37 protein-coding genes and 5 pseudogenes are annotated in these 25509 nt (G+C 47.9%); 9 read left to right on the forward strand and 33 right to left on the reverse strand.

Features of this window, described 5'->3' with window-relative positions:
* Positions 1-102 precede the first annotated feature (102 nt).
* The 22 genes from G614_RS32905 to G614_RS31390 all read right to left on the reverse strand — a co-directional run bounded on the left by G614_RS32905 (position 103) and on the right by G614_RS31390 (position 11965).
* Positions 103-534: an XF1762 family protein gene (locus G614_RS32905; protein WP_074664624.1), complete on the reverse strand. Its 432-nt coding sequence runs from the start codon at positions 532-534 to the stop codon at positions 103-105.
* 41 nt (positions 535-575) lie between these two features.
* Complete coding sequence (locus G614_RS0117240) at positions 576-1178, reverse strand: DNA cytosine methyltransferase (protein WP_027642952.1); 603 nt, start codon at positions 1176-1178, stop codon at positions 576-578.
* Between the two features lie 41 nt (positions 1179-1219).
* Positions 1220-1432 (reverse strand): hypothetical protein, encoded by a 213-nt coding sequence (locus G614_RS0117245; protein ID WP_027642953.1) that lies wholly within the window; start codon positions 1430-1432, stop codon positions 1220-1222.
* Between the two features lie 70 nt (positions 1433-1502).
* Positions 1503-1649 carry a hypothetical protein gene (locus G614_RS31385; protein ID WP_155245070.1) on the reverse strand — a complete coding sequence of 49 codons (147 nt, stop codon included), beginning with the start codon at positions 1647-1649 and terminating at the stop codon, positions 1503-1505.
* A gap of 30 nt (positions 1650-1679) precedes the next feature.
* A complete protein-coding gene (locus G614_RS0117255; protein ID WP_002592925.1) occupies positions 1680-1931 on the reverse strand; it encodes a hypothetical protein in 252 nt (83 codons plus the stop codon).
* The gene (locus tag G614_RS32910; RefSeq protein WP_242828127.1) at positions 1918-2103 is read right to left on the reverse strand and encodes a helix-turn-helix domain-containing protein; all 186 of its coding nucleotides are present in this window, start codon (positions 2101-2103) and stop codon (positions 1918-1920) included. Before G614_RS32910 ends, G614_RS0117255 begins: the two co-directional genes overlap by 14 nt.
* A 31-nt stretch (positions 2104-2134) precedes the next feature.
* Complete coding sequence (locus G614_RS32915) at positions 2135-2356, reverse strand: hypothetical protein (RefSeq protein WP_242828128.1); 222 nt, start codon at positions 2354-2356, stop codon at positions 2135-2137.
* Positions 2337-2984, reverse strand: a complete 648-nt coding sequence (locus tag G614_RS0117265; RefSeq protein WP_002589170.1) for a single-stranded DNA-binding protein — start codon at positions 2982-2984, stop codon at positions 2337-2339. The genes G614_RS32915 and G614_RS0117265 overlap by 20 nt, the downstream gene beginning before the upstream one ends.
* Before the next feature lie 11 nt (positions 2985-2995).
* Positions 2996-3550, reverse strand: a complete 555-nt coding sequence (locus G614_RS0117270) for a hypothetical protein (RefSeq protein ID WP_027642954.1) — start codon at positions 3548-3550, stop codon at positions 2996-2998.
* Between the two features lie 14 nt (positions 3551-3564).
* The gene (locus G614_RS0117275) at positions 3565-4137 is read right to left on the reverse strand and encodes a hypothetical protein (protein WP_027642955.1); all 573 of its coding nucleotides are present in this window, start codon (positions 4135-4137) and stop codon (positions 3565-3567) included.
* 286 nt (positions 4138-4423) lie between these two features.
* On the reverse strand, positions 4424-6199 hold the full coding sequence (locus tag G614_RS27855; protein ID WP_080664539.1) for a DNA primase family protein: 1776 nt from the start codon (positions 6197-6199) through the stop codon (positions 4424-4426).
* Between the two features lie 39 nt (positions 6200-6238).
* Positions 6239-6709, reverse strand: coding sequence for a DUF669 domain-containing protein (locus tag G614_RS27860; protein WP_049948075.1), 471 nt, complete (start codon positions 6707-6709; stop codon positions 6239-6241).
* Positions 6710-6713: 4 nt separating this feature from the next.
* Positions 6714-8123 carry a DEAD/DEAH box helicase gene (locus G614_RS29345; RefSeq protein WP_027642956.1) on the reverse strand — a complete coding sequence of 470 codons (1410 nt, stop codon included), beginning with the start codon at positions 8121-8123 and terminating at the stop codon, positions 6714-6716.
* Entirely contained in the window at positions 8120-8566 is a 447-nt protein-coding gene (locus G614_RS0117295; protein ID WP_027642957.1) for a RusA family crossover junction endodeoxyribonuclease, read from the reverse strand. The genes G614_RS29345 and G614_RS0117295 overlap by 4 nt, the downstream gene beginning before the upstream one ends.
* A complete protein-coding gene (locus tag G614_RS0117300; protein ID WP_027642958.1) occupies positions 8559-9479 on the reverse strand; it encodes an AAA family ATPase in 921 nt (306 codons plus the stop codon). Before G614_RS0117300 ends, G614_RS0117295 begins: the two co-directional genes overlap by 8 nt.
* A 3-nt stretch (positions 9480-9482) precedes the next feature.
* Positions 9483-10106 carry a host-nuclease inhibitor Gam family protein gene (locus G614_RS0117305; protein ID WP_049948076.1) on the reverse strand — a complete coding sequence of 208 codons (624 nt, stop codon included), beginning with the start codon at positions 10104-10106 and terminating at the stop codon, positions 9483-9485.
* A gap of 18 nt (positions 10107-10124) precedes the next feature.
* Positions 10125-10724 carry a hypothetical protein gene (locus tag G614_RS0117310; protein WP_027642960.1) on the reverse strand — a complete coding sequence of 200 codons (600 nt, stop codon included), beginning with the start codon at positions 10722-10724 and terminating at the stop codon, positions 10125-10127.
* Positions 10725-10746: 22 nt separating this feature from the next.
* Positions 10747-10965, reverse strand: coding sequence for a hypothetical protein (locus G614_RS0117315; protein ID WP_027642961.1), 219 nt, complete (start codon positions 10963-10965; stop codon positions 10747-10749).
* Between the two features lie 49 nt (positions 10966-11014).
* A complete protein-coding gene (locus tag G614_RS0117320) occupies positions 11015-11185 on the reverse strand; it encodes a hypothetical protein (protein WP_242828129.1) in 171 nt (56 codons plus the stop codon).
* Between the two features lie 15 nt (positions 11186-11200).
* Positions 11201-11479 carry a hypothetical protein gene (locus G614_RS27870; RefSeq protein ID WP_044918094.1) on the reverse strand — a complete coding sequence of 93 codons (279 nt, stop codon included), beginning with the start codon at positions 11477-11479 and terminating at the stop codon, positions 11201-11203.
* 15 nt (positions 11480-11494) lie between these two features.
* On the reverse strand, positions 11495-11767 hold the full coding sequence (locus G614_RS0117330; protein WP_027642963.1) for a hypothetical protein: 273 nt from the start codon (positions 11765-11767) through the stop codon (positions 11495-11497).
* Between the two features lie 42 nt (positions 11768-11809).
* The gene (locus G614_RS31390; RefSeq protein ID WP_155245071.1) at positions 11810-11965 is read right to left on the reverse strand and encodes a hypothetical protein; all 156 of its coding nucleotides are present in this window, start codon (positions 11963-11965) and stop codon (positions 11810-11812) included.
* Positions 11966-12203: 238 nt separating this feature from the next.
* Between G614_RS31390 and G614_RS35070 the strand changes: the two are divergent.
* A pseudogene (locus G614_RS35070) lies at positions 12204-12518 on the forward strand (ATP-dependent Clp protease proteolytic subunit); the annotation flags it as partial.
* Between the two features lie 39 nt (positions 12519-12557).
* Here the strand turns inward: G614_RS35070 and G614_RS32920 are convergent.
* Entirely contained in the window at positions 12558-12869 is a 312-nt protein-coding gene (locus tag G614_RS32920) for a hypothetical protein (protein WP_027642964.1), read from the reverse strand.
* A 63-nt stretch (positions 12870-12932) separates the two neighbouring features.
* The gene (locus G614_RS0117345) at positions 12933-13163 is read right to left on the reverse strand and encodes a helix-turn-helix domain-containing protein (protein ID WP_242828131.1); all 231 of its coding nucleotides are present in this window, start codon (positions 13161-13163) and stop codon (positions 12933-12935) included.
* Between the two features lie 164 nt (positions 13164-13327).
* On the opposite strand from G614_RS0117345, the gene G614_RS29350 reads away from it, so the two are divergent.
* From G614_RS29350 to G614_RS0117385, 6 genes are all read left to right on the forward strand, one after another.
* Positions 13328-13654 carry a helix-turn-helix domain-containing protein gene (locus G614_RS29350; protein ID WP_049948077.1) on the forward strand — a complete coding sequence of 109 codons (327 nt, stop codon included), beginning with the start codon at positions 13328-13330 and terminating at the stop codon, positions 13652-13654.
* Positions 13655-13657: 3 nt separating this feature from the next.
* Positions 13658-14347, forward strand: a complete 690-nt coding sequence (locus G614_RS0117355) for an ImmA/IrrE family metallo-endopeptidase (RefSeq protein WP_027642966.1) — start codon at positions 13658-13660, stop codon at positions 14345-14347.
* A 55-nt stretch (positions 14348-14402) separates the two neighbouring features.
* Positions 14403-15035 carry a DUF4352 domain-containing protein gene (locus G614_RS0117360; protein WP_027642967.1) on the forward strand — a complete coding sequence of 211 codons (633 nt, stop codon included), beginning with the start codon at positions 14403-14405 and terminating at the stop codon, positions 15033-15035.
* 98 nt (positions 15036-15133) lie between these two features.
* Positions 15134-15373 carry a hypothetical protein gene (locus G614_RS0117365; RefSeq protein WP_027642968.1) on the forward strand — a complete coding sequence of 80 codons (240 nt, stop codon included), beginning with the start codon at positions 15134-15136 and terminating at the stop codon, positions 15371-15373.
* 20 nt (positions 15374-15393) lie between these two features.
* A complete protein-coding gene (locus G614_RS0117370) occupies positions 15394-16215 on the forward strand; it encodes a hypothetical protein (RefSeq protein ID WP_027642969.1) in 822 nt (273 codons plus the stop codon).
* 910 nt (positions 16216-17125) lie between these two features.
* Positions 17126-18589: a recombinase family protein gene (locus G614_RS0117385; protein ID WP_027642971.1), complete on the forward strand. Its 1464-nt coding sequence runs from the start codon at positions 17126-17128 to the stop codon at positions 18587-18589.
* Between the two features lie 9 nt (positions 18590-18598).
* Here the strand turns inward: G614_RS0117385 and G614_RS34535 are convergent.
* From G614_RS34535 to G614_RS0117400, 3 genes and pseudogenes are all read right to left on the reverse strand, one after another.
* Positions 18599-18697, reverse strand: a pseudogene (locus tag G614_RS34535) (manganese catalase family protein); the annotation flags it as partial.
* Positions 18697-18981, reverse strand: a complete 285-nt coding sequence (locus G614_RS0117395) for a spore coat protein CotJB (protein WP_027642972.1) — start codon at positions 18979-18981, stop codon at positions 18697-18699. The pseudogene G614_RS34535 and the gene G614_RS0117395, both read right to left, overlap by 1 nt.
* Positions 18982-18989: 8 nt before the next feature.
* Positions 18990-19361 (reverse strand): spore coat associated protein CotJA, encoded by a 372-nt coding sequence (locus G614_RS0117400; protein ID WP_027642973.1) that lies wholly within the window; start codon positions 19359-19361, stop codon positions 18990-18992.
* A gap of 77 nt (positions 19362-19438) precedes the next feature.
* On the opposite strand from G614_RS0117400, the gene G614_RS32205 reads away from it, so the two are divergent.
* A complete protein-coding gene (locus tag G614_RS32205) occupies positions 19439-19990 on the forward strand; it encodes a hypothetical protein (protein ID WP_155245072.1) in 552 nt (183 codons plus the stop codon).
* Positions 19991-20214: 224 nt separating this feature from the next.
* Positions 20215-20611 (forward strand): annotated as a pseudogene (locus G614_RS30255) (PaaI family thioesterase).
* 4 nt (positions 20612-20615) lie between these two features.
* Here G614_RS30255 and G614_RS34540 read toward each other — a convergent pair.
* From G614_RS34540 to G614_RS0117435, 6 genes and pseudogenes are all read right to left on the reverse strand, one after another.
* Positions 20616-21014 (reverse strand): annotated as a pseudogene (locus G614_RS34540) (thiamine pyrophosphate-dependent enzyme); the annotation flags it as partial.
* A 25-nt stretch (positions 21015-21039) separates the two neighbouring features.
* Positions 21040-21428, reverse strand: a pseudogene (locus G614_RS34545) (phenylacetate--CoA ligase family protein); the annotation flags it as partial.
* A 375-nt stretch (positions 21429-21803) separates the two neighbouring features.
* Entirely contained in the window at positions 21804-22313 is a 510-nt protein-coding gene (locus tag G614_RS0117420; protein WP_027642975.1) for a CBS domain-containing protein, read from the reverse strand.
* A gap of 117 nt (positions 22314-22430) precedes the next feature.
* Entirely contained in the window at positions 22431-23468 is a 1038-nt protein-coding gene (locus tag G614_RS0117425; RefSeq protein WP_002570573.1) for a LacI family DNA-binding transcriptional regulator, read from the reverse strand.
* Positions 23469-23526: 58 nt separating this feature from the next.
* Positions 23527-24690, reverse strand: coding sequence for a M20 family metallopeptidase (locus tag G614_RS0117430; RefSeq protein ID WP_027642976.1), 1164 nt, complete (start codon positions 24688-24690; stop codon positions 23527-23529).
* 75 nt (positions 24691-24765) lie between these two features.
* Entirely contained in the window at positions 24766-25509 is a 744-nt protein-coding gene (locus tag G614_RS0117435) for a glutamine amidotransferase (protein WP_027642977.1), read from the reverse strand.

A 25509-nucleotide genomic window follows, 5' to 3' on the forward strand; every position in this document is an offset into this window, starting at 1 on the left:
AGCTGCCACAGCTGATTCCCGCAGGACCTTGTTGGCCTTGGCCTGCTTACTGTCTGCTTTCTTTTTCAATCTGGTACCTCCCTTTCTCCTCAAAATATCAGTTTAGGCAAGTAAGCGATACCACCGTGTTTTCATTTCGGCTGGTATGCTTTGCCCTCGGTTCCGCTCTCCTGTCCAGTGCGTTCCACCAGCTTCTCCGTCACAAATAAAACCGCTGGCTTTTAGGCTGGTTCCTGGCTCACTCTGCAAAATATAGGTAATGATTTTTCGGTATCCCATATCCTTTGCAATCCGACAGCACGCTCCATATAACATGCTGCACGCATTGTATGTACCATCTGTACATAATCTGTTGATTTCGCAGGTCAGGCCATCATCCAGGAATCGGCTCACTGGACGACCGCATACAGCACAACCAATAAGTTGTTCACCCTCATATAACCCCACCGAAAACTTATGGCCGACCGTGGCCTTGTGATGGCGGTGAAAGTGGTTAATAAAGTCACTGGCTTGCTTAAATGTTATAGGTCTAATTTCCGTTTTATTTCACTCCCTTCGGCAGCTAAATCTTAATTTTATTTATTAGCCTTGTAAAAGGCATTGGCAAATCCTGGCGGCGTTATTGCCCTGATTGCTGCCCTATCAAGCCCCATGCCCTTGTACTCATCCGGGCAATTCGCATTGCACCAGGTCTTGCAGTACGTCCGCCCGTTAGCATACCTTTTTGTCATACCTTGCGGCTTAATTTTGACTGTAGCTGCCGGCTCCTTGAAATACCCCCAGATATCCGTAGGCTTAATCTGCATATCGCCGAATTGCCAATGCTCAAAAGTATAATGTGGCCGGCCCAAAAACTGCCTCATAAAGCCTACGGGGTTTTCCAGCGCCCAGAACGCCAGCTTATTGCTCTGCCTACAGTCCCAGATAATCCGCAGACAAGCCGCCATGACCTCAACGCCAGATGCAAAGTCCCTCGGCCTACCACCTTTTGCCAGACTGAACTCTGTACATGGCGGCGCTGCCAAGATGCCATATACTCCTTCGGGTGGCCTATATGTACGCACATCCTGTTCTGGAAGTGTAATCAGCCGCACATCATACCCGGCCTCTCGATATGGTCGGCTCCAAGCTCCTGTCCCGCCACACAGGTCCAGGATAATTTTGTCCTTATTGCACATGCTGTTTTACCTCCAAAATATTAATTTCCTTGAATTACAGGTTAATAAACCCTTTGTCCGCAGCCACAGTATCCCGGATATTTCATCAAATTCTTACATTTTGGGCAAAAATATTTTCCTTCGATAATTACCCGCGATACAGGTTGCTGCTTTTCAAGAGCATCATACGCCATATCAAGTGCAACAAGTTGTTCTTCCGTAGGTGCTCCCTTAAACATACGTTTTATAATATCTATTGCCTCTTTCGGTTCCATATTTTCCTCCAAATGTCATGCATGTCCATCGTGATAAAACAGCCACAGCATCTTACACCTCCATAAAATCTCAGTTTTGCTTATTAAAATCAATCTTACGCAAATCCAATTCTTGCTTGAGTTCGCGAATAATATCTTTTAATTGTTCCTTGTCCTTTGCATGTCTTGCTTTCTCTGAATACGTTCTTAAAATTCCCGATACATCATATTGATTCATTCTATTTCCTTCTTTCTTTTTGGTTAAATATTAATTCTGATTACAACCGGCATCCCCAGACTCCTTCACAAGTTCCTTGTCCATCTGCCTTATTACCTCGGGCCACTCACACAACCCGGTATTTTCAATCTCCACTGGTCTCCAGCTACAGGTATTGCAGTCCTTACCATCATCTCCCGACTGTGCCATCCTTCGGCACTCCTGGTAGTCCTTCTCCATCTCGTCTGACACATCCAGACGCAGCTCCGTGTGCGGCGCCGGGAATAATTTAATCTTTCTCATGGCTCTCCTCCTTCATCTCCTTCAGAACTCTGCACACTGTCCCTTCATGTAGTCCCATATCATCCGCAATCCACCGATTGCTCCGGCCAGCTTCATGCAACGCCATCACCTTGCCTTTGTCTACCCTCTTGGCCCGTTTGGGATGACCGTCCACTGCGGACCTATCTTCCACGCCGGAATCCCTGGATCCGCTTTTATTTTTGTCAATGGGGGGGGGCACCACGCATCATACGTTCAAGCTCGAAATTATCCATTGCAGGTTCGTTCCGGAAGAACAGGCAGACCTCCAGCAGGTTTTGCAGTGTATCCGGGGAATAGTCCGCCCATCGTTTCGGCTCCGAGGTATTCGGCGCCATAATATTAATCTCCTGGCCTACGGCAGCCAGCCGCAAGGCCTCTATCATATCAATCTGTTTCACGAACATAATCCTTAACCTCCTCCAGTCTGCTGATTGAGACTTCATACGCAATCCGTTTCTCACACTCGGCCTCACTTAGTTGCTTCACATATTCCCTACTCTGTACCCGGCCCCATGTCCTGACCCTACTCCCCACCTCAAGACCGGATGCATACCGGGCATTCCGGGCCCAGCTAATGCATGGTATGTAATCAGACTTGCCATATGGTCGGTTGACGGCCAGAAGGATGTCCGCAATCTCTCGTCCCAGGGGAGTCCTGCGATAAACCGGCGGCTTACAGATATAGCCGTCCAGGGATATCCGGTTTGTTTTTGTATAATCTGTAAATTCTTCCATGAAACGGACTTCCCGGACAAAAACGGACAACTCCAGGCGGTTTCTGATGCCCTCATGGCGGTTATAGGAACGGAACTGGCCAATGGCCTCCATCGTACCCCCGGAATAATCCCGGCGCACATCCAGCAGACGTTCGGACACCATTAACGGTAGGATATCCTCCTGGCCACTGAGCCGCCTCACAGCAACATCCACCATATAAAAGCCTTCTCCAAAAGCCTCATGGCTAAAGGTAAATTCCGATACAATCTCACCGATTACGCTTACCTTGTTGTTTTCAATCATTTTTTCTGACATAGTACCTCTCCTTATCTCATCGTCTCATACATCTGTTTCTTTTCGTTCCACTCCACTGCAACAGGAGCCCCGCAGTCATAACATGTTATATCGAACTCCGTGTCTGTCATGTTAGTCAGGTACCTGGCCTGTCTGCCGCATTCACATTTCATATACAGCGGGACCATATGTTCCATCCTTGTTACAGCTCCGCATTCACACCGGTAATGATTCAGCCGTGTCTTGGCGCAGAAGCCCCTGGTCTTTTCACAGACAGGGCATTTCATGTACAGATACCCGCCATACCCGGCTGAGATGATTTTAGGCGCCGGTTCTTCGCTTTCCTTTTCCGAAACCACAGCTGTTTCCCCCACTGTCTCAACCTCCTGTTTTTCCTGACCTGGATAAACTTCTTTCACCGATTCCCGAACCGGTTCCGATTCCACAGCTACGCCTTCCTGCGGCTTCCGTCCCCTGCTCCCAATCAGCCACAATGACTCCGCCAATTTGCGGAACGCCGTCCGCGCCTGGCCCTCCTCCATGTCCATCACCATATATGCTCCTGGCATTGATATCCTAATCTTCATGTTTCCCGTCCTCCTCACTCGTTATTTTTCCTTAGTTCCTCTACACAATCCGGGCAAAGTTCAAATCCACGGAACCTTGTCGCGCATTCAGGGCACATAGGGTTGTTACAGGTCTTTACATAGCTTCTTCGTATCCCCACAGCTATCGTATGCTTAGGCATATCGCATAATTGGGTGGCTTCATTCTTCCCGCAATATCTGCACATTCCTTTTTTGCCCATGACATTGCTTACTGCATATCCTCCATCCTCGTCCCTGTCCCGGTCCTCCAGCGCCTCATATACCGCTGTCAGTATCTTTTTCGCAAACGGGTCTCCGGATACCGGCCCATAATACTCCTGCAGCATTTCCGTCAGTTCATCCATTTCATATATCCCAGTTCCTCTTTCCAAGTATTCCAGAGCCCGGCCAAATACCTGCCTGCAATAATCAACGGCTTTCTTATTCTGGTTTGACAGATTATTCAGCAGTTTCTCATAAGGCTCCCTGTACTTTCCCTGCAGATCTTCTTTTGGCACCATCTGTTCGTTTTTCATCCGTACCTGATCCAGACGCTTGACTTCTTTCAGCTGGTCTGATAAAATCATCAAAACACTCCTTTCAAGGTATGTGGGGCAAAAACGGGAATTAAAAATGCCCCCCCAAAAACAACGTATTTACAATGGGTTCCGGCATTGGGGGGCAAAAGGGGCAAAAGAAAAGTTATTTTATATTTTTTATATATTTTTTTATTTTTTAAAACGAAAGAATATATACTGCCCCTTTTGCCCCCATCTTTAAAAAAGCAAGTAAATACAAGGCTTTGCAGTCTAACAGAGGCTTCCTGTTTTTGCCCCCTTTACTGCCCCCCAATTGCCCCCTGCTGCCCCCTTCCTACATCTGAGGGAATGGGAGAGTCTGCTGTTCATTTTCATCCACCTGGATAAAATCGCTTTTCAGTTCAATCCCCACAAAATACATAATCCCCTTGACCTTCACTTCCTCAAACCCCTTTTCCCGCAGGTTTGAAAAGAATATATTCTTCTTATAGATGACACGCTCATTTTCTTCACAGTACCGCTTGTATTCCTCAAACAGATCGCTCCGCTTAATCCTTCCCCCCGGCGCCTTTTGAAGGCAGTCCTCCAGGAATGCCTTCCCGCTGTCCGCTTCCTTGTATAATTCATTTACCAGGCGCTCACTATTCTTTGATGCCTTCAGTTCACCGGAATCACTCGCGTACATCTCACCCAGTGCATTCACTGCAGCCAGGATCGTACAGTCCACCTCCGCCGCCAGCTTCTCATCCAATCCGTAGTCCTTCTTCTGCGGCTTTTTGTTCATCTCAAAGATGAGAAGGCGCCGGTAATACGCATCCGATTTCTCGTCCAGATTAAGCGGTATCTTATTCGCGGAGAAAAGCAGCTTTGCATAGCTGCGGAACGTCACCGGGTCACGTCCCTTCTTTTCATACATCAAGGCGTCCTCGCCTGTGGCCTTCTTAATTACGTCGATGCTGTCCATGGCGCCGGATGGGATATCCGCGCATGAATTTAAGAGCTGGCAGTACAGATTGGTCGCGTAGAACCTCCTATTGAGGTCCTGCAGCGGGATGTTGGAACAGTTGTCTCCTCCTATGATTGTCTCAAACAGGTTGATGATGCGGCTCTTACCTGTACCTCCGGTACCCTTGATGATCATAAACTTCTGCTGCCTGGTATCCCGGGTCATGCAGTAGCCAAGATACTGCAGCAGCATCCGGCGGTCATCCGGCCCCGCGGATATCTCTGTCAGGAACCAGTCTGTAAACCGCCATCCGCTGTCCAGATCCAGGTCCGGGTGAATCTCATGAGGAATCTGATTGATTGAGAAATATTCCTTCCTGTGCGGCCGGAGCTTATGCTCCACCACATCATACATGCCATTTTTAAAATTAATCCATGTAACCGGATACCGGTTCAGGTCCGTAAACTCCCGCTGGATATCCTCCTGAATCAGCAGCAGGTTGAATATCTGGTTCAGCGCCGTTGACTTAATAAACTCCGTGTACAGCAGTTCCTGTATCCGGTTCTTGATGCGCGTTCCGTCCCGGTCCTCGCGGAATACCCCGCTTTCGTAGAGGTACAGCACCCCGTTCATGGCGAACATATCCATCTCCTGCATCAGGTAATCCACCACGGCCTTGTCAATGACGCGTCTGGGGTTGCCGTATTTGTCCAGTTGATGGAACTGGCGTTTAAACTGGACCTCACTGCCCGGTCCGGCGATGCGCTGTATATACCGCTGCAGGAGCTCTTTTAATTCCTCCAGGTTTTCCGGCAGGGACAGATATTCCTTCCCGCGGAACAGCTTCCAGCCGTCCTCCTGGTATGTGATGCCGCCTATGCGTCGGAGAAATTCCTTGATTTCCTCATTTACCCCTTTGCGGTAACAGGCCAGCACGTATGTATAGTCACACATATAGGTACCCGTGTTGGCCTTCTCCTCCATATACTCCCGGAAACTTTTCAAGGTGAAATACTGCTCCGTCAGCTGGTCCCTTCCGATGAATACCGCCCTCCGGCCGGCGGCGATAATCTGTCCGCACAGTGTCACATCATCGTTGATAAAAAGCAGGCGGTCCTCACCTGGCTCTGTCCGTATCATGTTGTCAAATATGGTTTTATTCATTCCGCTCTGCTCCTGATGGCCGGATTCCCGGCCTGAGTATTAATTAAATGGCAGGCCCTCGTCCTCCACATTGTCAGGGATTTTGGAAAACCCGCCCCCGATATCCACAGGAAGCTCCGGCTGGGCCGCCGGCTGCCTGGACGGGTCGAACCGTGTCACATTCGGAAATGTCTTCCCGTTATATGTCCGTTCCTCTACCGTGGCCAGAAAGCTTCGATGCATCATCACCTTGCCGAACCACTCCGGGGACGGGAAGTCATAACCATCCGGCACACCTGTTGCCCTGGCAATCAGGTTTATCTTCCATGCTGCATTGTCCGTAAACGTGAACCGGTCAAACCGGATGCGCATCCCCTGGGACTCCTGCTGCACATCCTTACGTATCTCATAGTCCAGTACTACCTGCTGGTTCCCACTGGTGCTGGTCACTACATCAAATGCCGCAACGGTTACCTCATACTGCCCTGGGGCTATCCTGCTGGGTTCCGTGTTTTTATAATCTACTTTCATACAATCATGCTCCTTTTATTTTTACTTGATATGCCTTAAGCCTGCTTTCATCAATCATGCACCCCAGCTTTCGGTATACTGCTTTCCTGCTCCGGTACTGGCTCATGCACAGCCCTTCCTGTTCGTCCACGAAATCATATACGGCGGGCTTTCCTTTCCCTTCTGCGGGGCGCATGATACGCCCCACGGCCTGCTGTATGGCTACCTTGTCCCGGTGCGGGGTCAGCAGGTACAGTTGCTCCAGCCTGGGAATGTCAAGCCCTTCCTTAGCCAGTGAGTATGTAGCGAACAGCACACGGGACTCTCCTGATTTCATGCGTTCCAGAGCTGCCTGCCTGGCTTTCCGGCTGCTCTGCCCGCAGATGTACTCCACACCATCCATCATCCCATCCAGCTCCCCGGCCAGGCGCTGCAGCTGCTCCAGGCGGTCACCCAACACCAGCGCTGGCCGCTTTTCGACTGTCAGATATTCCATAATGGCCAGATTCCTCTCCGGCGCGTCCACCATATCACTCAGCATGGCGCCAAACTCCAGCGTTGTGTCACCTTGGTACCGGTATCCGGTCGGAACGGCTATTACTTCTGGCGCAATCACGTTCCCTGCCTGGTTCAGTTCTTCCTGGTGGACTTCATATAGTTTCTTTCCCAACAGATAATACATGCCTTTGATAAGTCCGTCTGAGCGGTGTTCGGAGGCTGTTACGCCAATCCGGTACAGTGCCGGAAGATGCTCAAGCACATGCTCAAACATGCCTAGTTTGGAATCGCTCATAAATGCCCGGTGGCATTCATCCACCACCACGGTCCCAAACCGGCGGCCGATGCTGTCCAGGTCCTTACCCTTAAGGCTCTGGACCGTGGAGAAGGTGATGTGGCTGCCGATGGTATACTTTCCTCCGCCAATGATGCCGTACTCCCCTTCCTGCAGGTGCAGCTTTCCCCGGGCCCGTTCCAGCGACTGGTTTAGCAGGTCATTGGTATGGGTGATCCACAGGGACGGCTGTCCCAGCTCCGCAATCACCTGCAGCGCGGTCTCCGTCTTCCCGGCCCCGCAGGGCATCACAATGATTCCCTGTTTTCCGGACCGGACGGCCTGGATGGCCGGGGCCTGGTATGGACGCAGCCTGATATCCGACCGGAACTGCACCGGACTGCATTTGTTCATGCGGTGTTCATACAAGCGCAAGTCCGGATACATGTCCCACACATCCTTAAGAAGCCCCCGGGGCAGGACCAGCCTCCCGTCATACCATGAATAGAATACGATGCTGGCCGGTATGCTCCATGGACGGCGCCCCATGTTCAGCAGCTTTGCATAGGCTGGGTTGGCCATGACCAGATGGTCATTGCACCAGGTTATGAGCTCCTGTGGCGGCTGTTCTATGCTAATCACGCTGTCCACTGTTATCCTCATGGCTCCAGCCTCCCTTCCGGCATGGGGGAGAGCCTGACGAACACATAGGGCTGTCCCCTCTTGCTGTATGATTTATTCACAATCAGCTCCACGACCTGAGAGTCATCCTTATAGGCTATTCCGTTCAAGCTGTCCAGGACAATCTTAGCAATGTTGTCCGCATCCGGTTTCTTGGTCGGATAGATACGGTCCAGAAGCATGGCGCCCTGCCGGCTTTTGCTGGTGCTCTTGGGTATTTCATGATACACTTCCAGCTGGGCCCGTACCGGCTTGTCGAACAGATCCACGGTGCTGGAGGCAGCCGCCTCCCGGAAACACAGCTTCACCAGGTTCTCATACTGGGCCGTCTCCTTCGGGGTATATGTAATTCCTACCCGGGTGACCCGTGGCCGCGCCTTCCCCTTGATAGGTCCTGGAATTTCAAACGCGATCACGTTAAGCATACGGCACACCTCCCGCAGCTGCATACTCCTCCGTCTTGGCTTTGATGGCCTCCATATCTTTCTGCCGGATTTCAGACGGGCTCTGGTAACCGAAAGCCTTATAGGCTGCCTGCAGGACCTCCGGGAGTTCCTTGTATGGTTTTGATAACGCCGTCCACTGCTCCTTCGTGATGGGCTTCTCCCCGAGCAGCTGTGCCGGATCCACTCCGTCATCCAGCCAGGCCTTGAGCTGCCGTCCCAGTTCAGGAGTTATGATTTCCCCGTACTTGTCCAGGAAGGTCACATCCTTGCTGGCCGTGGCGATGTGGCTCCTGGCGATATCCAGTACAATGTCAAATTCATACTCTGTGTCATCCCTCTGCACAGGAGCCAGGCCTACCTTCACCGGCTGCGTCTTTCCACGTTCGTTCTCCTGCATTACATAATCCATCTTGGAGCGCATAGTCACGATGGTGTGGCACCCCACGGCAAGGATGGTGTTGACCAGGCTGTTCTGAACCTTCCCGGCTTCATTCCATGCCGTATAGCTGTTCTTACCTGCCTGGGCGGCAATCCGGTCCTTTACATCCAGGACGCCTCCCTCGTTGTTCCAGGCATGCGAGAAGCTGTCCACTATCACGACTCCATCGGGCCCGACGACAGATGCGGCCTCCTTCACCAGAGACGTATACCGCTCTGCCGTATAGGGAGGATAAAGGGGGCAGTACAGGAACTTTCCCGTCCCAAGGTCCGTCCTGTTCGCATACATCCGCGCCCTTTCATGCTCCGTATCAATGACGGCAATTTTGCTCCAATCACCGGTAAGCCCATATGCTATATACAGGGCGCCCAGGGTCTTCCCTGCACCGGATACGCCAGTGAGCGCCATCCTAAGCTTGCTTTTCGCCCGTACAACTTCCTGAAAGTTTCCCATAAGCTACACCTCCACCTTGAATTCCGCCGGCGTCTCCTCAATCCAGATGCACTCCACCAGCTCTCCGGTATCCTTGATAACCGGATGTTTTCCCTGGGACAGGTCCAGGAGCTTCTTTAATTCTCCCCACCTTGCCTTCTCATCCGTCTTGATGTAATCCGGCATCCCGCTTTCCTTTAAGTATTTCACAAGTTCATCCTCTTCATAGACAGGCTTGACCTTCGGCAGTTTCAGAACCAGTGACCCGGACAGCAGGCGGTAGCTTTCCTGGGTTTTGGTCTTACGGTGAGGGACCTGCATGAAATAGCTGCCAAGGAGCGAACGCAGATAGGAGGTCCTCTGGTTGAAACGCCGCTCTGCTGCTTCAACCTTCTGTTCAATCCTGGCTGTCTGTTCTTCGGCCAGCTCCCTGATACGGTTAAACTCCTGCTTTTCTTCATCTATTTTCCGGATAGCCCAGTCTGCCTTATTGTCATCATCAATCACAAAGGCTTTCTTTTCTTGTGGTGCTTCCTGGCCGTCGTCCGCTGCGGCAATTTTCTCCATCTCATCGGATACAACCATATCCCACTCCTGTTCCTGCAGGGCCAGGGCCTCCTCTTCCATCATGGTCTCATCTATCTTCATCTTCGTCCTCCTCATTTTCTAAAAATCCGTCCAGATACGGGTCAAATATGACCTGCTTAAGCGCATTCGCCACCCTGTCATCCTGGCGGCTTGGCAATAGAAGGTAGTTGTCTCATTGTGCCAGATAAGACCTCCGGACATGTCCTCCCTATAACATGGGTTCCCGGGCAGCTCCTCCTGATTAAAGTCGATGGCTTCCAGATCAATCAGATCCAGAAGCTCCTTCCTGACATGGCAGAGTTCCCCGTTGAGGTTTGACTGTATCAGGCCATACATCTCCTCATTACGTTCCTCATAGACATTGGTCCAGAAGGCAGGCCGGCCGGATATCCGGTATCGCTGGACCACATGGATGCTGCGGCCTTCCCCGGTATCTATCTCATACTGAGGCATGGGATTTTCTTTCGATATCGTGAAGATTTCTCCTTCTGCCGGAAGAATGCCGGCCAGCTCAATAATCAGGGACTTCACAATGTTGGGCATCCCGTCATGCATGATATGTACCGCCCAGGCGCTTCCCATAATTGAGTATCCACTGTCAATGTTGCCAATGGTCAGTTTCACATCCTTGTAATCCCGCTTCATCAGTTTTTTAAGCTGCGAACTGTTGATAAACATTATTTTTCCCTCCTCTATGGTTTTACCTTTTTTTAAGTTCATCCAGCGCAGTAAGGTATAACGCCTGAAGGGTCGAAGCCTGGTCTCCTATATCATCACCGGCTAACGCTTTTGAAACGCCTGAAAGAAGAGTAACTGTAAGAACAACGACGTCTACATAATCGCCCCGTATCGTTGTCTCAGCTTTCTCCCCGTGCGCTTCAATCCCCACGATAGGTACATTCTTTTCAGCTTTAATCATTGATTTTCCCTCCTGAATCCCTTATACTAAGGGTGTTTAGTTTATTTTGTTATTGGACTTCGGACGGCTCCACCCGTCCGGGGTCCTTTTTCATTTCTTCCAATATCTCATTGACCGCAATCTCGGCCCCCGCCTCAATCCTGCCTGCATTATCGGTTGTAACGGCATCGGACCGGACCATGGCCAGTATGATGATAGCTTTAATAACTTGCCTCTGCATCGTCCTCACCTCCTCTCACAGCCTCACGCCCATGGTTTGCCCAGACAACTCTGCGCGAATCCACATCTTGAGAATCTCAACCGCCTCACCAACCTTATCCGCTACTTCCCATCCAATCCACCGGCGGAGCCATTCGGTGTCCCCTGTCTGCAGCTGGTCCAGATACTCCTCATAATACTGGCGGTATGGGTCCAATTCCATCGCCGCGTAAACCTGCGCATCCTCCGCGTCCATCTTACTCACGGACAGTCTCGCTGCCCTATCCGCGATTGCCTCCATCTGTACTTTTGTCATCTTCATATCCTCACTTCACAACCTCACGCCCATGGCCAGCGCCATGACCACTATAGCTACCATCCACATCCCAAGCAGCCAGATAACCGCCGGCACAATCCACTTAGCTGCCCTCATGATTGGGCCGTCCCGGCGTCTCCTGCGCTGTCTGAAGGTCACCATACGCCTGTGCCCCATGATGTTGGTGAGTACCGCTGTTCCTGGCCCGGTGATGTCCAGGCGCCAGCCGGGATACTGGACCGCTGCTTTGGCGCGGATGCGGTGCTCCGCAAATGTTTTAGCTCTCATTGGCTTGTCTCTCCTTTCTATGCTTGTCCTCCATGGCCGCCCTTAGGCGGTCTTTCTCTTCCTACGAAATCCCAGTGGAAGCATTAGATTGTCCTGCAGCGCATAGGCAATGCGCCTTTTTTCTTCATCAGTCAGTGATTCCATCGGAACATCCTGACCATCAATTTCTATGTATTTGAATACTTTTAATTTCTGCACTATCACCACCCCTCCCTGGTAGATTGTATGCGGTACCGGTTGTACTTGTTTCCATCCTCTCATAGTCCTTGCACGGATACCACCGTGTCCGTTCTGGGCACTGGCTATACCGGCAGGTTTTGCATGTGGTTTTGATATGTACCGCCTCCCTCGTTGCGTTTTGTCCCCCTCCTTGGTATACTGTACTTACAGGCTCCCGCCAGAGCTGAATACATTACATGCAAGTGGAGGAACTTTTATGAAAGAACATATTTTCCATTTTTGTGGCCCGATTATCCCTAAATCCTATGAATATTTACGGAATCAAGTCTTAAGTGCATTATGTCAACAAGGTGCTGAAAAAGTTACTATTATGTTTTCCAGCGAAGGGGGTGACTTAAATTCCGGCTTCTCCGCTTATAACTTTTTCAGAGGTCTCCCAGTTCCGGTAAAAATGGTTAATGTGGGAACTGTTGAGTCCATTGCTATGCTCATCTATCTTGCTGCGGATGAACGTATTGCTCTTACAAGTTCTAGATTTCTATTGCATCAATTTAATTGGTCATATCCACATCAACGAGTTGATTACTCGCGCCTCAATGAGAACTCTAACTCACTCATGTTTGATTTCAGGCGATATGAGGATATCTTTAATGAGCGAACCAATCACGGAAATGGACTTATTGATATCTCTAAGTGCCTCAATGGTCAATCCGTTATAATTGATGCCGCCACCTCCGTAAATAATGGCATCTCTACTGGAACACTCCCTGTCGAGGGGAGCATACCGCCCAGAACTGAAAATACAATTCATTGGTGGAGTCAGGCCTGTTTTTAATTTTTCTTCCGGCTGGCCTTGAACTTGTCCTTCAAGGTCAGCTACTCTTTTTTCAAGAGCCTGCCACTTCTTCTTTGAAATCCACATCTCTCACTCCCTCCTTTCCTCATAATCCCATTGACACACATGTTCGATAGTGGTATATTCTCCTTATCGAACGTGTGTTTGTTTTTTATAATTAAGCAAGAACTCAAAGGATACTTCAAGGGATTTGCAAATTGTTGCTACTTCATCCGCATATATGCGCCTTCCTCCACTTAAAATTCTGGAAAAAGTATCTCTTCTTATACCTGATTTATCTGCTACCGAAGTGCTCTTAATAAGCTTATCTTTCATGTATAAATTCAGGCCATCTCTAAATTCTTTTTCGTAGATTTGCACATCCTGCAATTCTTTCACCTCCTTTTAAACAACATTTTGTTGTGTAAACCAATATTACTACACGTTTTGTTGTTTGTCAAGCATCAACTCAACATTTTGTTGTTTTCATTATTGACGTTTCAACATCAATGTTGTATAATTTATCAATATAAGGAGGTTCTAAGATGTCTAAGGAAGAGATTGCTTCAAAGTTAAGAGCAGCACGAGAAAAGGCAGGGTATAAGCAAGAAGATATAGCCAATATTTTGGGCGTTACACCGCAAAAGGTCAGTAGCTTTGAGACTGGCAGAACGCGCGTGGACGTTGATACTTTGGTGACGTTATGTAAGCTATACAACGTGGACGCCAATGATATTATGGGCATAGCTCCACCAGAAAAAAATCCTCTTGATAGGCTTATCACTGTGTATACTCGTAGTAGAAAGAACCTTTCTCAAGAAGAAAAAATGAGACTTGCTCGTATCATATTATCAGATGATGACGAGGAGTAGTAAATGGATTATCAAAGTCTATATAGCAGCATTTTATATGCTTATATGTTTTTTGGTATTAATTCATTTCCAATAGACTGCTTTGAATTAGTACGGAAATGTGGTTTCAGAACTGTGAAATATACAGACTTAAGTGATAAGAAGAGAATAGCCTGTCGAACCCTTAGCGAAGATGCCTGCCTTTTGGATGGAACATTGTTTTATGAGGCTAAAGCCCATCCGCGGCGGATACAATTTACAATAGCACATGAATTTGGCCATGTCTTCTTCAAAACAGACAATGAGGACAAAGCTGATGCATTTGCCAGCCACTTCCTGGCTCCACGGATTATGATACATAAATACGGTTACCGGGATGCAGAACAACTGCATGATGCTTTTGGCCTGTCCTACCGGGCCGCCAACCGAGCATTATTTTCCTACAAGGAATGGTTCCGCAACATCTCCTACAGCGCAACCAGAAAGCCCACGGAACCGGAGTTACAGCTGGAGCATATCTTTTTCCCAGAATCAAACTTGGTTCCGCTTATGGAAGGTATTGACCAGCCAGCCAGGGGGCGTTATACTGAGGATAAGGATGACTACTCTGAATTGGATGAACGTTCTGATTTTATGAGATTAATAAGCAGATGGCACGGAGACTGTGGCTTTGTCCTAGCAGAAAACAAATGGCTTTATGGGAATGATTTATGATTAAATAGCCTATGGCTTTTAATAAAAACGAATATCTTTATAGGAGGATTTACTTATGAGAAAAGGAATTGTATTAATTGCAACATTATTAACTGTATCACTGGCCGGTTGTTCTTCATCTGCGCCCGCTCCGGCCGACAACTCTGCTGAACTCGAAAGCCTTACAGCTCAGGTAGATGAACTTAAAAAAGAAAATTCAGATTTAAAAGCCCAGTTGGAAGCCACTACGGAAGCTGAAACCACTGAAGCGGCAGCTGCATCTAGTTCTGTATTAGCAATTGGCGAAGAGGGCACATTAAAGGACTGGTCCATTGTGGTCACAAATGCTGAAATAGCGGATTCCATTAAAGAAAATGATTATTATGGATTCTCTCCAGAAGAGGGAAACAAGTATATGGCCATTGACGTGACCGTATCCAATAATGGTAAAAATGCTGCAAACTTTTTACCAAGCTTCGGTATGGGAGATGACATCTCAGCAAAAGTATTGTATCAAGGCGACTATGAGTTCAGTGCGACTAATTTACTAGGATACAGCAAGAGCCTTTATGATACAAGCGTCAATCCGTTATCCACCAAAAGTGGTATATTAGCATTTGAAATACCTGATACAGTAGCATCCGCTGAAGAAGAACTTATATTAGTAATCTCTGCCGGTAAGGATAATTTACAATTTAAAGTTCGCTAAAGTAAGCAAAAAGCCCCAGGAGCTGCGAACTCCCAGAGCTTTATAATCAATCAGCTTATGGCTTTTTAATAACACACTAAAGAAAAGAGGAAACGTACATGGGTTCATTACAGCTATCTGATTTAGATAAACACGTATTACAACAGCTGAATATTGATGTTTTTAGCGAATCCAGAAATTATTGGTTTTTGCGTACACAGGCTGGCACTTACTTTGATGAATTCTATTTCAATAACTATATCGGAATAGAATGGGATGATATAGTTGACACCTCAATTGATGGAATTGAAGCTATGGCTAAACTTGTACAAGAAAATATCCTTCTGAAACCAAGGTAACTTATGTTGCTGGCCAAATCATGAAATTTATACATGGGTTTAAAAAAGGGGATATCGTTCTAATCCCTAATAAAGATTCCAAAATTATAGCATTTGGTGAAATTGCAGAAGATAATATATATGTCAGTGAAGACGGAATAAATGACCCATTGTGGGAACTTTCATTACCTGATGAAGATAATTCCACCCCTATTCTTCGTAAACGCCGAAAAGTAAATTGGCTTAAATATATGCCTAGAGAAAACTTAGATCCATATCTACAGACCTTCATTTATGCACACAATACAATAGTGGATTTAAACTCATATGCACTATTTATTGACAGAACAATATCTGATTTTTATATAAAAGGTAATTATGGATATTTTACATTAAGAGTAAATCGTCCTAGTAATATTCCATTTGATGATTTAACAGACTTGTTTTTGCTCAATCGCTCTTTATGCGATTTTATTAATGCATATTTTCCTGACTATCACATAGAGCGAGGAGAATTAATATGTAAAATAGATGTGCAGTCTAAAGGGCCCGTGCAATTTACAGGTGCAATAACAAAGATAACGTTGGTAGGGTTGATTTGCATGATTTTGTGTGGTGGGAAGATTAGTTTGAATTTAAAAGATGGTTTTGAAATAAGTTCAGAAGGAATTCCCAAAATTGTTGATTCCGCAGTGAACGTCTATGATACGATACAGACTCACCAAGAAAACCAGGAATTAATTAAAATGAAATCAGATTACGAAAAACTGCTTGATGATTACAAAAAATGCCAAAAGCAACTAGAGCTTTCGGCACCTAATGAGAATGGAGAAATTGTAATAACCAGTGATTATTCTAATTAATTTATAGTAACAGAAAAACACACAGTTACTATAATTATACTCAACACAATGCATACTATTTCGTTTAATAAAAATTTATGGCAAACTATTTTGCTAGACCACAGTGTTTTAAAAATAGAGTATCTTAAAATAAGATAGACACTGCCAAATAAAAATGCATATGTTCCCAACATGCCAATAAAATTGGTCAGCATGCTATCACCTCCTTCATTAATACTCTGTAATTTCATTATAAATGAATATAAACATTTTTCAAGATACGAATTGTGAACAATTGTTACAGAAAGATTAAATTATACAGGTTATCACTTTAAGTAAATAAAGACCCCCAGGAGCTGCGAACTCCCACGCTCCTGGGATACCACCTTGAAAACATAATATGTTTACCCGGACAGCCGGGAGGGCGTGCGTGCCATTCGTTCTGAGTCTTGACAGGAAGGATGGTTGCTTATGAGTACATATGAGGAATTTCAGATTATATTAGGTGTTGTCTTGTTAATCGTTGCAATCCTGAACATGAAAAATAAGTAAGCCGCCCTGCTCCTTGGCCGGATGGGCGACTTACTAAAGTTGTTATAATTCGCCAGGACGGATAGGCTTAATCTATCTCCCGGCTGTCTTGTTAAGTATATTATACCAAATATACGGAAATTGTCAAATGTGAAAAGCGGCCCTGTTACCAGCAGGAACCGCCCTCACATAGATTTCTCTTACCGGGTCGCCCCAGAAAAATATAATTAATTACCCTAAGCAAGTAAATTATATCATTCCTAGAGCGTCCTGGCAAGGGGCGTATTTTTTATACCCTTTTTCAAGGTTCGCTAAAACCTTATGGATTGTAATGTGGGTCGAAATGTGGATTAAAAAATACCCCAAACTCATATACATGATAGGAACAGGAGATGATATAATGCCAGCAACACCACCTTTAGAAATCGGCGCTGCCTACGTCCGTGTCAGCACGGACGACCAGACGGAGCTGTCTCCGGATGCCCAGATACGCGTCATCATGGACGCAGCCAAGGCAGATGGATTTATAATACCCAAAGAATACATATTCATTGAGAAGAAAGGAATCTCCGGCCGCAAAGCAGACAACCGGCCAGAGTTCCAGCGCATGATAGCCATTGCCAAATCCCAGAAACCGGCCCCATTCAAACGGCTCTACCTTTGGAAGTTCTCCCGGTTCGCCAGAAACCAGGAGGAAAGCACATTCTATAAAGGCATCCTGAGAAAAAAATGTGGTGTAGAAATCAAGAGCGTATCTGAACCAATCATGGAGGGCATGTTTGGCCGGCTAATCGAAACCATAATAGAATGGTTTGACGAATATTATTCCATCAACCTCTCCGGAGAGGTATTGCGCGGCATGACGGAAAAGGCCCTCCGTGAAGGCTACCAGGCCACGCCCTGCCTCGGCTATAAGGCCGTCGGGGAAGGTAAACCTTTTGCCATTGAAGAAAAATCATATACCATTGTAGAGTATATTTTCCAGACCTACCATAGCGGGAAGGATATGACCGCCACGGCCAGGGCCGCCAATGCCAGAGGATACCGGACCCGCCGCGGCAACCTATTCGACCGCCGGGGCATTAATCGGATTCTTGCCAACCGCTTTTATATTGGCGAGGTCATATGGAACGGGTATTCTTTCCAGGGCACCCATGAGGTACGTCCCACCGTTACCTCCATATTTGACGATGTTCAGAAGCGGATTGAAAAGGAATACCGGCCCCAGAAACGCCGGGAGGTTTCCAACAATGTTCACTGGCTTTCCGGTTTGCTCAAATGCAGCATATGCGGCGGCAGCCTTGGCTACAATCGTTCCAATGACCAGAAGAAGCGGCCTGACTTCTTCCAATGCTGGAAGTATGCAAAGGGGATGCATCCGGGTTCCTGCTGCCTAGCCGTACACCTGGCGGAAAAGGCTGTGATTGAATCGCTGGAGGAAGTCCTTGAAACAAATGAATTGGAATATGAATACATCCAAAAGACCGATGATGCTGTAAACGCAGAAGAAATCGCCATTCAGGAGGCCCTTGCCCGCTTAGAAGTCAAAGAACGGCGTATCAGGGAAGCTTACGAGAATGAAATTGACTCCCTGGAGGAATATAAGCAGAATAAGCTCCGTCTGAAGGCTGAACGAGAAGAACTCATGGCGGATGCCGAAAGACTCCGCAGGCAGGCAGAACAATCTCCCGCCGCAGTTCCAAGCAAGGAAGATATCATGCGCCAGATTGCGCATGTGCATGAGATTCTGGCAGACCCAAATATCAGTTATGAGATAAAAGGAAATGCTCTCCGCAAGATTGTCAAAGATATTGTTTTTGACCGCAGTCAAGGGCATTTACATATTCATTTTTATATATCATAGGTTATTACAGTCCGGCCCGCCATATTGACTCATTATAAACTGAGCCATCTGAGCATTGGGCTCTTTGATATTAACCGGAAATTCCAATCTCTTCTCATAAATCCACATTAATAGCACCCTCCTTCCCATGGCCATGGATCGTTAATCCAGGACCAGTATGCAGCATCCCTATTGGCGGAAGCAGTCAAAGGTCCAAACTGGGCCTCAAAGGCTGCTGCTGCATTTCTATATGCGTTTGCCATCTGATTATAGTAATCAATGGCGGCTGCATCACACGGATGGGTGTCAAGGTAGAGATTCGCGTCAACCACTGCAAAGCCGGCCTGGTCCACCTCAAGGAGCATGGCCTCACGGGAAGCATTAAAGTCGGGATTCATCATCTGATTCATCATCTGATTCATCATCTTCCGCACCTCCCGTAATTAAATTGTAAATCCAGGTCAGGGAAAATGGTTCCCTGGACAAGGCCTCTCTCAGGGGCATAGGTGGTCTGCCACTGCTGCCACGGCACATAAGCCATGGCTACCGGAAACTGCTGCTCCAGCACGCCTCCTTCAGTAGAGGGACACGACATATTAGCTGGCTGAGTGGCTGGGGCTGCAGGGGCAGGATAGGAAAGCTCAGGATTGCTTCCCCATGAGTCCCATGGAAATGTGTTCATGTCTGGATAATTCGGATTTGTATAAGAACCGCATCCATTTCCAAACGATGTACCGCTAGACATGCGGCCGCGGCCACAGCACTGGGTACTTACATCTGTATAAGAATCCATAGGTTGGATACTCCTTCCATTTATCTTTTTCTACTATAGTTTATGAGAAGAAAAAGAACGGGTGACAATAAAATACATTGAGACAATCACTCACACTTTGTCCGGGCGTCCCATATGATATAGTACAAACCAACAAAAAAGGAGAGTACAATATATGTGTTGCTTTAGATTTTGCAGATGTGGATGGAATCGTTGTAATTGTGGATGTGGCTGTGGCTGTGGCAGTAACAGCGGATGTGGCTGTAACAATAGTGGCTGTGGCTGCGGTTGCGGCAATAACAGCGGCTGGGGCTGTGGCTGTAACAACAGTGGCTGTGGCTGTAACAACAGTGGCTGTGGATGCGGTTGCGGCAATAACAGCGGCTGGGGCTGCGGTTGCGGTTGCAGCGGAGGCAATAACAGCGGCTGCGGTTGTGGATGCGGCGGCAACAGCGGCTGCGGCGGCCATGATATCTGTGCAGGCACCAGACGCCAGGCATACAGGGAAGGCTTCCGCAATGGCCATTGGGAAGGCTTCAACGATGCAACCTGGGGCAATCGATGTGGCGGCCCTGCCCCCCGTACAGCCGGAGGACCTGGACCAGCTATCGCCGAAAGCAGCTGTGGCTGCAATAGCTAATATAAATTGATAAACAGCAGGTATGCAGAACAGGACCTCCCTGCGAGGCCCTGTTTTATGCACCTGCTCTCTTTTTAACCTCCTTTTGACATCTTTTCGACATCATTCGACATCTTTACTCCCCACATCCCCGCCTACATAACGGACAGCCATTGACAATCTTCCTTTTTCTGGTATATAGTTGGTTTATATTCATTATCAATTCATACATATAACCACAGAAGTTTTTTTCATATGGATGCACAAAAACTGGAACAAATACAAAAGGTCTTTTCCAACGACCGTTTTGCCACGGATAACGGGGCAGTCATTGAGCAGGCGGATGAGGGATATGCAAAATGCTGGCTGGAAATACAACCGCACCATCTCAATGCGGCGGGCACGGTCATGGGGGGTGCCATCTTTACCCTGGCTGACTTTGCCTTTGCGGTTGCTTCCAACTGGAACAAACCCTTCACGTTTCAACCACGTCCCAAATCACCTACCTGGGTGTTGCCAGAGGCACACGCCTCATAGCTGAGGCCAGAAGGTAAAGGAAGGACGCAACACCTGCTACTATCTGGTGGAAGTGAAGGATGACCTGGGCAATGAGGTGGCCCACGTGACAGCCAGCGGTTTCTCCAAAGGATAGTCATGATTCCCTTGAGCAGGGCGCAGGGCGCCTTGGTGATGATGACGGATACCGCGTCCCTTGCCACTTCCTCTTTGATTACCCGCTCCAGTTCCGCCTGGTCAAAGGCGTTCACCTCACAGACATGTTCAATGCCCAGTGACCTGCACAGACCGTAAATATTGATGGCGGGAACCACCTGTCCCTTAAGGGTCTTGCCTGAGGCGGCATGGTCCTGGTGCCCCGTCATTCCTGTGGTGGAATTATCCAGGATGACCACTGTGCCTGTGGCCTGGTTGTAGACCATGTTCATGAGAGAGTTGATGCCTGTGTGCATGAAGGTGGAATCACCGATTACAGCCACCCAGTTCTTAATATACTCTCTTCCCTTTGCCTTTTCCATGCCGTGGAGAGTGCTGATGCTGGGGACATCCCGGACACAGTTACCCAATCTGGGCCACATCCTCGTCCGAGCGCCTCCTGCCACGGCCAGGCGGGCCACACATTCCTTCCATACCTCCAGGTCATTCTCCGTATATCCCACCACAGTAGGCTTTCCCGTGGTGCCGCTGGATGCATGGATTCTTAGCAGTTCCTTCCTGGGAACCGCAAACAGGCCATAGGGATAATTATCCCTCATATCCTGTTTTGTTACAAAAGGAAGCTTCTGCAAATCCTTCAGCGTCTGTATATGCTCCGGCTTTACACCTGCCTCCTCCATCTTGGCGCGGTATGCCGGTACCTTCTCGTAAACCCGGTTCACCGTGTCTTTTAGGCGGCTCAGCTGTATCGCTTCAATCTCCGCCCTGGACATTGTCTCCTCTTTTGCCCAAATCATGTTGTCTGACCTCCCTTTCCCTGCACCCACATCTCCTGTCTGGTTTTCCGTACTATCTCACTTCGACGTGACAACGCATTGGCGCATTATATTGTCTGGCGACATTATACCATCCTTTCCCGGATTTGTCTGCTGTTTTTGTGCATATTTCATATGAGTTTTCTGTTTGCGGTTTTTACGCCGGAAGCATCTGCACAAATCCAAAGAGCGACCATATCTACATATTATCACAGTTTCATGACTTAGGTCATATGAGGACGGGACATACTGCCAATGTCCCTGTATATTAACAGGGAACCATGCATCCCGCCTTATGGCGTTTTCCATGGTTCCCTGCAATCGCAAGCCCTCACTGTGCCGGACGGCCGTGTCCCGCTACACCAGGACTCCCTCCTGGCTGCGCAGCTTTACCGCTGCGGACAGGTCCGTCTTTTTATGTTCCTTTCCGCCCTGTTCCCGACACTTCTTGGAACGTTCCCCGGCGGTCTCGCACTTCTGGTAGAAATACTTGATGATGTCCTTTCTGGTAATGATACCAATGAAACTCTTCTGATCATCCAGTACCGGCACAAAGTTCTGGTTCAATGCCTTCCCGATCAGATCCTCCATATCTGCGTCTGCCTTAACCGGACGGTTGTCACACCGGCGGCGTATGGCTGTGACAGGTATCCTCTCAGCCCCTTTCAAATCCAGGTTGAACTGGTTCTTCATTCCCCATAACAGATCACCTTCCGTCAGCGTCCCTACATAGCGCCCTGTCCTGCTGACAATCGGTACCGCAGAATACTTGTGGTGCTCCATTTTCTCCAAAGCCTGCCTTAACGTATCATCCTCGCTTATATACGCCACGTCACTTTTAGGAGTCAGGAAAAACAGTATGTTCATTTTTTCACTCCTTTTTCCCGTATTCTTAATTAAGTATAATGCCTGCCTCTGAACCGAATGTGAACAAATTATTATAAAAATCTGAAATTTCTTAAGATGCAGGAAATATAGATATATTTATATGTGCATTACACCTGCGGGAGCCGCCGTACTCTGTCTGACCACCAAATACGGCTGAAACATAATATTTTTCTTTGTATCCTGTTTCTGTTTCTGGCGGATAATCCGAATCATCTGCTGAACCGCCTCTGTTCCCATCTCCTCCACCGGCTGATGAATTGATGTAAGAGGCACACTCAATATCTCTGAAAAAAAGATATCGTCATATCCAATCAGCGATATGTCTTCCGGAACAGAGATTCCCTGCTGCTTTAAATAGTGAAACACGCCATACGCCGACATATCATTATAGGCAAAAATTGCTGTAACATCTTTTTTGAGCAGATACTCTGCCCCCCGCACGCCGCTGCTCAGGTCATAGTCCCCATAAAATATAAGGGACGGGTCAAATTCCACTCCTTTTTCCATCAGCGCCCGTATATAGCCCTGCGTCCTCCGGTTGGAATCAGCCAGATCCTTTGGGCCGCCCACGCATCCAATCCTGGTATGGCCCAATTCCAGCAGATGTCTGGCTGCAAGATATCCTCCCTCATCATGGTCCACAATCACGGAACAGCCTTTGACCTCAGGATAAAAGCGGTCCACAAGGACAAACGGTATGTTGAGTGAATCCATCAGCGCCACCATTTCCTCCACTTTTTCACTGTCATTCTCCCTTGCCATACAGATCAATACTCCGTCCACACCCTTGTCAGCCAGCATCTGCAGATATTTCATCTCGCGCTCATGAAGGTCGTTGGTATTGCACAGTATGAGATTCCAGCCGTTCCTGCGGCATTCATCTTCAATGGACTTAGCCATATTAGCAAAAAAGTTGTTTCGGATGTCAGATAAAATCAGGCCCAGGGTTTTTGTCTGCTTCTTTACCAGCCCCACGGCTAATTGATTTGGCCGGTAATTGAGTTCCTTCGCAGCCTGGAGAATCGCCTCCTCTGTTGCCTTTGGAATCTTATGTGCCTTTCCATTCAGTACCAATGATATGGTGGTAATAGAAAAACCTGTGTACTTCGCTATATCCTTAATTGTTGTTCGCAAATCCTGCCCCCTGTTAAAACATGCTCAAAATCTTACATTTCATTATATCATAAGTTTATCATTTAGCAATGTACCAGCAAAATTTTTCCATGACTCGAATTGCCTCAAAATACTTAGATATCTCCACGTATTCATTGGGCTTATGACACATCTGAGGCTCTCCCGGACCAAAGAGCAGTGCCGGACAGTCCGGCCAGGCTGTCCGGAAAATGGATGCATCTGTAAAATAGTTGATACCGGTCTCTCTGGAATCATCGCCTATGAACCCTTTCAGCATGTGAAGCCACTGGTTTTTTGGGCCTGTCTCTACCGGCATCCTGTAATTTGATATCTCAGGCACAAAGGACAGACCCCCGTTATATCCTTCACACCGCTTTTCCATAAGGTATTCCAACCGGTTCAGAACCTTCTTTTCATTCAAAGGCGGTACAATCCGGATATCAGCCAGGAACCGCGCCCTGTCCGGCGTCATATTGGGGGCAATTCCTCCCTCCGCCATGGTAATCTGGAGTGTGCTGCGTCCCAGTACAGGATGCTCCTCCCTCTTAAGCTCCTCTCTCAAATCCGCCAGCAGGCCAAAGCCCTGCTCCAGGGCATTGATTCCCTGCCAGGGTTCTGCTCCATGGCTTGTCTTGCCTGAAACAGACAGCTTTAACCAGATACATCCTTTCTGAGCCACACCAGCCTGACATGAAGTAGGCTCTCCAATCAGGAGCAGCTTTGGAAATAAATCAGGGTATTCCTTTATGATTTCCTTTGCGCCCAAACCGCCCCGTTCCTCATCGCAGGTTCCCGCAAAAACAATCGTCTTCTGTGGAACGCATCCACTCTCCGCCAGCTCTCCCAGAACAAAAGCCATGACTGCCAATCCGCTTTTCATATCACTGGCTCCTCTTGCATAAAGGCGCCCATCCTGTTCTGCACACACGGCCGGATTGGTATTCCATTCGTTTATATCTCCATATGGAACTGTATCCAGATGACCGTTAAAAAGTATGGTCTCCTCTGTTTTTCCTTTGAGTACGCCAATCACGTTGCCGTGATGCTCATCAATCAGCTGAACCCTTGTTTCCATACCCTTTCTTTTTAAATATTCTGCCAGATAAACAGCTGCCTCCTGTTCCCTGTCCTTTCCGTTGACACTGGGTATATCCAGTATGTGCTTCAAAAACTCCAGAGCCTCTGTTCTTTTCTGTTCCTCTGTTCTTTTCTCTGTTTCCATCTGCAATCCTCCTGCAAAAAGAGGACTGCCGCCCATGGAATCCTTGATTTCAGGCAGCAGTCCCCATTCTTATTCTTACTTTGTCAGCCAGTCCATGATTCCCTGCCACATCCTGTTATAATATTCCCACTCACAGAATTCCGGCGGTGCCCAGTGGGGGGCGCAGTCCGTGGTTACTACAGCGCTCTTTCCCTTTCCATATACCCCAAAGGCAATAAACGGGTCATCATCTACCACAGCGGCCACAACCGCTTCCGGCTTTGCAATGGTCTTATTATATCCCAGTACCTGCGGGAACTCCCCCGGAATCCCGTTCAGGGCTTCATGCTCAGCAACTGTCACAGGCGTAGTTCCCTCGCAGTGCTCCATACGGTCGTCCACGGTAAGAACCTCTACCGGAAGAACCTCCTGCACCGCAGTATCATGCCATTTTCCTTTTGCATCCACGCCTGAAAAGGTAAGGTAGCCTCCCACCATCATAAGGGCCCCCCCATCCAGCACGTAATCGCGAATCAGATTGCATCTGTTTGGTTTCTTCTCGCTTCTCATAAATGTGGCTGACGGAAGAAGAAGCGTATTTGCTCCGATGTCAGAGAGAATCACTGCATCGTATTCCTTTAATTCTTCCATTGTAAATGGAAATTCCTCTCCTGCCAGATGGTTCGGCAGAAAAGTAACCTCATAACCGCCTTCCTCCAGTGCTGCTTTCAGCCATTTTTCTCCTGTCTCATATGCGGAGGTATAAAAACTGTCAAATCCTTTCACATGTGTGGTATAACTCATCCAGGACTCTCCTGCCAACAATACTTTCTTGCTCAT

It is taken from the genome of [Clostridium] clostridioforme AGR2157 (assembly GCF_000424325.1).
GTDB classification, from domain to species: Bacteria; Bacillota; Clostridia; order Lachnospirales; family Lachnospiraceae; genus Enterocloster; species Enterocloster clostridioformis_A.